At 57.5% G+C, this 6,801-nt stretch carries 5 protein-coding genes; all 5 read left to right on the plus strand.

Annotated features, from left to right (window positions below; genetic code table 11):
• Nucleotides 1–37 precede the first annotated feature (37 nt).
• The 5 genes from RB620_RS25085 (at nt 38) to RB620_RS25105 (ending at nt 6,634) form a co-directional block, all read left to right on the plus strand.
• Nucleotides 38–1,708, plus strand: coding sequence for an extracellular solute-binding protein (locus tag RB620_RS25085; RefSeq protein WP_308099187.1), 1,671 nt, complete (start codon nt 38–40; stop codon nt 1,706–1,708).
• A gap of 99 nt (nt 1,709–1,807) precedes the next feature.
• Nucleotides 1,808–3,385, plus strand: coding sequence for a response regulator (locus RB620_RS25090; protein ID WP_308099189.1), 1,578 nt, complete (start codon nt 1,808–1,810; stop codon nt 3,383–3,385).
• 38 nt (nt 3,386–3,423) lie between these two features.
• Nucleotides 3,424–5,181, plus strand: coding sequence for a sensor histidine kinase (locus tag RB620_RS25095; protein ID WP_308099190.1), 1,758 nt, complete (start codon nt 3,424–3,426; stop codon nt 5,179–5,181).
• Between the two features lie 58 nt (nt 5,182–5,239).
• Nucleotides 5,240–5,704 (plus strand): MEKHLA domain-containing protein, encoded by a 465-nt coding sequence (locus RB620_RS25100; RefSeq protein WP_308099191.1) that lies wholly within the window; start codon nt 5,240–5,242, stop codon nt 5,702–5,704.
• A 51-nt stretch (nt 5,705–5,755) separates the two neighbouring features.
• On the plus strand, nt 5,756–6,634 hold the full coding sequence (locus tag RB620_RS25105; RefSeq protein WP_308099193.1) for a DUF72 domain-containing protein: 879 nt from the start codon (nt 5,756–5,758) through the stop codon (nt 6,632–6,634).
• Nucleotides 6,635–6,801 lie beyond the last annotated feature (167 nt).

Genomic DNA, 6,801 nt, shown 5'->3' on the forward strand with positions numbered 1-6,801 from the left:
TATAGATTCATACCAAATCAGGGGAGGCTTATACAGAATGAAGACATCAAAAAAATGGCTAACCGGGGCGTTCACGCTGGCGCTGGCCGGCGCGGTCGCTTTGAGCGGCTGCTCGAGCAACGGCAACGGCAATGCCGGCAACGGCGGGGATAGCGGCGCGAACGCGGGCAATGGCAGAGGCGACGCCGCGGAGACGGAGCCTGCTGGATTCAAGTTCGGCGAGACGCCGTTCTCGTTCACCTATTATGTCAACTACGATTGGTGGACCACGGAGCCGTGGGGTGCGAGCCCGAACAGCAAGTGGGTGCAGGACAACCTGCATATCACCGTAGAGCCTATCCAATCTGGCGGCGCAGCGGCACAGAAGCTGAGCACGATGATCGCTTCCAAGGAGCTGCCCGACGCGATGATGATGGACCGCGGGCCGGACGTAGAGCGTCTGCGCCAAGCCGGAGCGCTTGTCGCGCTGGACGAATACATCGAGAAGTACCCGAATTTGAAAAAGTGGGCGGGCGAAGAAACGCTGAACATGCTGAGATCCTCGGACGGCAAAATCTATCAGTTTCCGAACTGGTATACCGCCGCGCCGACGGGCAACGACGGCTGGTTCGTCAACAAAAAGATTTACGAGGAGCTCGGCAGGCCGAAGCTTGAGACGTTTGAAGACCTGCATGCTTACCTGAAGCAAGTGCAAAGCACGCATCCCGACATCGTTCCGCTCGAAGTCGGCCGCGACGCGCAAGGCGTGGAAATCATGTTCGCCGGATTCGCGAACGACAACCGCAGCCAATTCTCTTACATGAAAGCCTATGAAGACGGCGACAAGCTTGCTACAATCTATGATAACGAGTCCTACAAAGAAACGATGACATTCGCAAGTCAGCTGTTCAGAGAAGGCTTGATTACGCAAGATGCTTTGACGCAGAAGGAAGACCAGGTGAAAGAAAAGCTGGCGACGGGCAGAGTCGCGGTATTCGTAGGCGGCAATGCGACGAACCTTGGCCGCGAGGGCCACAACGCGCTCAAAGGCGCGGATCCGACTGCGGGCTATGAATTTATTTGGCCGCTGGTCAAGCCGGGCGTCGACAAAAACAAAGTGTATCCGAACGGGTATAACGCGCTGGGCTGGAACGTCAACGTCATTACGACAAGCGCGGAAAATCCGGAAGCGATCTTCGCCTACCTCGACTGGATGACGGGCGAAGAAGGACAGCGCATCATGTTCTTCGGCCCTCCGGGCAGCTATTGGGACGAAGTGGACGCCGACGGCGCGCCGATTCCGAACGACAAGTGGTTCTCCACGCCGCAAGAGGAGAAGGACAAAGACAAGCTGGAAGCGTACGTCTGGGCGGGCAACGCCACTTACGTCGATACGTCCAAAGGGAAAATCGAAATGAACTTGCCGGAGGAGCAGCGCAACTGGGGCGCGGTGGCACAGTTGAACGTGTCCTGGAAAACGTCGAGCAACAATACGGCTTACAATAACATCGATCCGGCTCCGGATTCCGATGAAGGCATCATCCTCCAGCAGGTGAACGATATCGCCAAGGAATACTTCGGCAAGATGTTGTTCGCGAAGAACGATGCCGAAGTGCTCAGCCTCATCGAAGAGGCGAAAAAAGAGACGAACGGCCTCGGCTACGACAAGGTGCTGGAGTTCCGTACGCAAGCATGGCAAGAGAATTTGGCCAAGATGAGCGGCAAGTAATCCGCATATCGACCCATAGCAAGAGGATATACGGCGACGTATATCCTCTTCTTGGGCTTTTCGGGGCGGCAGTAACAATGAATCAGGATGGTGAGAGGCATGTACAGAGTTGTGCTGGTGGACGACGAAGAGCTGGAGCTGATGGGCATTCAGAAGCTCGTGCCGTGGCAGGAGCTTCATATGGAAGTCGTGGCGGCTTGCCCGGACGGGTTCTCCGCACTCCGTTACCTGGAGAAGAACGAAGCCGATGTGCTGGTGTCCGATATTCGAATGCCGATCATGTCGGGGCTCGAGCTCGCGAACAAGGCGCAGAAGCTGCATGCCGGGCTGAAGCTGCTGTTCGTCAGCGGCTACGAGGATTTCCAATACGCGAAGCAAGCGCTGTCCATGCAAGCGAGCGGATACATCCTGAAGCCGGTTAACGACAACGAGCTGGTAGGCGCGCTTCAGGCGGTGCGCGCCGCTTTGGATGAGGAGAGAGGGCAGCGGCGGAAGGAGCAATCTTTTCAGCAATCGATGGTTTATTTGAAGAACGAGCTGCTCGAGCGCTGTCTGGAAGGAACGCCGGACTTTGAAGCCGTCATCGGGCTTATGGAGCAATTTAATCTCGGTCCCCACACGGGATCGCTTCGTGCGGCGGTCATCGAGGTGGAAGAGAGGGATTGGAGGATCGCCGAACACGGAGGCGGCGGGAGCATGGTCCCCGATCAAACGGCAGGTCCCTTGTTCGATACGATATCCCGGATGTTCGCTGACGCCGGCATTGGGATGTACTGCAAATTGACGCCGCGCAGAATCGCCGCCGTGCTGGAGGAGTCGCAAGGGACGGAGCTGCTGCAGCGCGTAATGGACGGCGTGAGCGAGCGGCACGGAGCGACGCTTACGGTCGGAGTGGGGCGCGAGACGGATAAGCTGGAGACGCTGCATCAATCCTACTCCGAAGCATGCAAGGCGCTGTCGACGAAAATGTTCCAAGGCAAGGGCAAGCTGATCGCCTACTCGGAAGTCAGGGAAGAAGCGCAGAGCAGCGCCATCTCCATCGAGACGACCGTCGATTCGCTGCTTGCGGCGATGTCGGCTTACGATCTCGTGGGCATTGTCGATCACATGGAGGAGCTGTTCCAGCAAGTCAAAAACATCGAGAGCCCGTCCGCGGTAAGGAATTATTCTCTGTACGTCGTCAGCAGGCTGGATACGTACTTGAACGGGCTGAACGAAAGTTTGTTCGCGTTGTCCCAGAAGGAAGGCCAGACGCTTGACCGGCTGTTCCAATTCGAGACGATCGACGACATTCACTCCTGGCTTCGGCGCAAAATGTTCGAAATTTCGGAGCATCTCCACAATAAAAAGCAGCGCAAAAACATGAAGCTGATCGGCCAAATCCAAGAACATATCGAAGAGCGGCTCGGAAGCAGCATCTCTCTGAAAGAAGTCGCGCAATCGTTCTCGTTCTCGCCGAATTACTTGGGCCAGCTGTTCAAGGAAGAGACGGGCGAGCTGTTCAGCGACTATATTACGCGGCGAAGGATGGAGCTTGCCAAGCGGCTGCTCGGCGACACGGGCATGAAAGTATATGAGGTCGCCGACCGGGTCGGCGCCAGTACGCTGGCTTATTTCAGCAAGCAGTTCAAGGATTACACCGGCCTTACGCCTGGCGAATACCGCAAGCAATTGTAGCAAGGTCCCGCGGCCTGCTGAAGGAGAGAGACCTACACGTGAAGAAAAAACCGATGCTGCCTTTCGGCTATAAGCTGATGGCCTCCTACTTGCTCATGGCGCTGATCCCCGTCATGATCATTGGTTATTACGCCTATACGACTTCGGTCCAGTCAATCAGGGAGCAGGCCGCTTCCTCCACCATGGGGACGCTGCAGCAGACCAAAGAAAACGTCTTGTACCGCCTTCAGCTGCTTGCTCGAACGACGGACCAGCTTTATTGGGACTATGCGCTGCAGGAGGATTTGAGGCTCAAGGACAACGGATGGGCCATTTATAACACGACGATCAAATCCGTGGAGCCGAAGCTCCAGAACGCGGTGAATCTGACGCCGCAGAGGGCGCTTCTTCGCCTCTACGTCGCCAATGAGCAATATCCGGAAATGTACGCGCTCCACAAGGAGGGGACGGATCCGCTTGCTCGGATGGAATCGTACGAGCTGCTCCATCTGAGCCGGATCCAAGACAAGATTTGGTATAACGCGATGCCTCATGTCGAGCCCGGCGACGTGGACGAAACACTTTATTGGGCCCAGGTCGAAGAAGACCGCTCCGTCGGGAACATGTCGCTCCTGCGCAGAATGTACGACTACGATAACCGGAAGCAGATCGGCTTCATTCGCGTCGTCAGCCAAATCGACCATTTATTAAGCGGCGTCCATTACGAGAAGCTCGGGGCGAACAGCTCCGTGCTCGTGCTGAACGGCATGAACGAAGTCATCTACGCTTCCTCGGCCGCAATGGAACGTTATCCCCTTCTGAAGCATTGGCAGCCGGAGTGGGAGGAAGGGCACTTGTCGATTCGCCAGGAGCTGCAAGAGGTAGGCTGGACGATCGTCGCGCTCGTGCCGGACGAGCAGCTCGAGAAGCAGATCGGCAAGGTGAAGGTGATGACCGTGCTCATCTGCATCGGCAGCTTCTTCATGCTGGCCGCGATCAGCCTCGTCGTCTCCAGGTTCTTGACGGTCCGCATCAGGAAGATTATCCATTCGCTTAACGCCTTCCGCGAAGGAAGGTTCAACAAGCGGATTCAATATAGCGGCAACGACGAATTTTATCAAATCGCTGAAGCGTTCAACGAGATGGGCGGTTACATCAATACGCTGATCAAGGAAGTGTACGTCGTTCAGATGGAGAAGAAAGGCGCGGAGCTGAAGGCGCTTCAGGCGCAGATCAATCCGCATTTCCTCTACAATACGTTGTCGTCGATCAGCCGACTCGGCAAGCTGGGAGAGATCGAGAAGCTTGATCAGATGGTCATGGGGCTCGCGAAATTTTACCGGCTGACGCTCAACAACGGCAAGATGATCATCGGCGCCGAGCTCGAGATCGAGCAGGTACAGGCATACATCGCTATTCAGAAAATCAAATACGGCAGCCGGCTCGACGTTTTCTATGATATCGGCGCTGAAGTGTATGGCTACCGGACCGTGAAGCTGATTCTCCAGCCGTTCATCGAGAACGTCCTGGAGCATGCGCTTTATCAGCCGAACATTCAGATCAAGGTCGGCGCGCATATCGTCGAGGGCAGCCTGGAGTTCCGGATCGTCGACGACGGCATCGGGATGAAGCCGGAGACGATTCGCCAGATCTGGTCCGACGACCAGTCGAGAATCGGCTACGGCATTCGGAACGTCGACGAGCGGATCAAGCTTCATTACGGGGCCGAATACGGCGTCGAGATCGGAAGCGTCTACGGGGGAGGGACGACGGTTTGCATCACGGTCCCGCTGTCGAAGAAGGAAGAGCCCGCTTGAAAAGGCCGCCCGGTTGAGGCATGATGGGAGAAGAATGCGGGAATGGGAGGTTAGGCCGGTGGCGGAGGAGATTAGAGGGATCGGCTCCAAAGAGGAGCATGCGCGGCTGCTGCAGGACAGCTATCGGCGCTTGACGGGGAAAGATTTGCTTCCGAACATGCCGGATCGCGGGCTGACGGATGCCATCGACGAAGCGGCTTTCGTCATCCTGTCACATGGCACGGAGGGAGATCCCGTACTGAATTACGGCAATCGTATGGCGATGCGGTTATGGGAGATGGACCGGGAGACGTTCGTCCGGACGCCGTCCCGATTGACGGCCGAACCCATGGAACGCGGCGAGCGGGCGAAGTTTCTGGAGCGGGTGACGGCCCAAGGTTTCGTGGACGACTATACCGGCATACGAATCTCCAACACGGGCAAGCGGTTCTATATCGTCGAGGCGACCGTTTGGAATTTGATCGACGAAGCGGGCGCGTACCGCGGACAAGCCGCGACGTTCTCGAAATATCGGTATGTCTAGCGGTAGAACGGGCCGGCATTCCCGATTCCGATACGCAAGGAGGAAAGCGCGATGGCCATCTCCATAGGGCTCGCCGGATGGGGCGACCATGATTCGTTATACCCCTCCGGCACGAAGCCGGGCGAGAAGCTGAACGTGTACGGGAGCCACTTCCCGGTTGTGGAGGTTGACAGCACGTTCTACGCGATCCAGCCGCGGGAGCGGTTCGAGGCGTGGGTGAACGGCTCGCCGGCCAGCCTGAAGTTTGTCGTCAAAGCTTATCAAGGCATGACGGGTCATCAACGGGGACCCGCGGCGGCGGGCAACGATCCGATCGCGATGGCGGAGGCGTTCTGCCGGATGCTGGAGCCCGCGCAGGCGAGCGGCAGGCTGACGGCGGCTTTGTTCCAGTATCCGCCGTGGTTCGATTGCACGAGCCGGAACGTGAAGGAGCTCCGGGAGTCGAAGCGGAGAATGGAAGGTTTCCCTTGCGCGCTCGAATTCCGGCATCAAAGCTGGTTCGACGGCGGCATGCGCGAGAGGACGCTTGGCTTCATGCGGGAGGAAGGCTGGATTCACAGCGTCTGCGACGAACCGCAGGCTGGGGTCGGCAGCATTCCGGAAGTGCTGGAGGCGACCGACGCGGATACGACGATCGTCCGGTTCCACGGGCGGAACGCGGCCAATTGGAACAACGGCGGCGGCCCGAACTGGCGGGAAGTCCGCTATCTGTACAATTATTCAGATATGGAGCTGCTGGAATGGAAGGCGAAGCTGGAGGCGTTGCGGGAACAATCGAAGGAGATCGCCGTCATCTTCAACAATAACTCGGGCGGGCATGCCGCGGGCAACGCGAAGACGATGATGACGATGCTGGGACAGAAGAAGCCGAACGGCGGGGATCCGTCGGAGCTCCCGCCGCCCGAGCCGGAACAGCTCGAGCTTTTTTGACCGGCGTTTAAGCGAGCAGCGCTGCGCATCCGAAAAGGGATGCGCGGCTTTTTGTGCGCTTGGCAGCGCACTCTACTAAGGAGTGAAAGTCTCCAGTACACCGCAGGTGGCGGAAGTACATAGCCGACACATAGTGCTTAGTCCGTGAGGATAGGTGCGGAGGATGT

The sequence above is a fragment of the Paenibacillus sp. LHD-117 genome (assembly GCF_030929555.1).
Lineage (GTDB): Bacteria > Bacillota > Bacilli > Paenibacillales > Paenibacillaceae > Pristimantibacillus.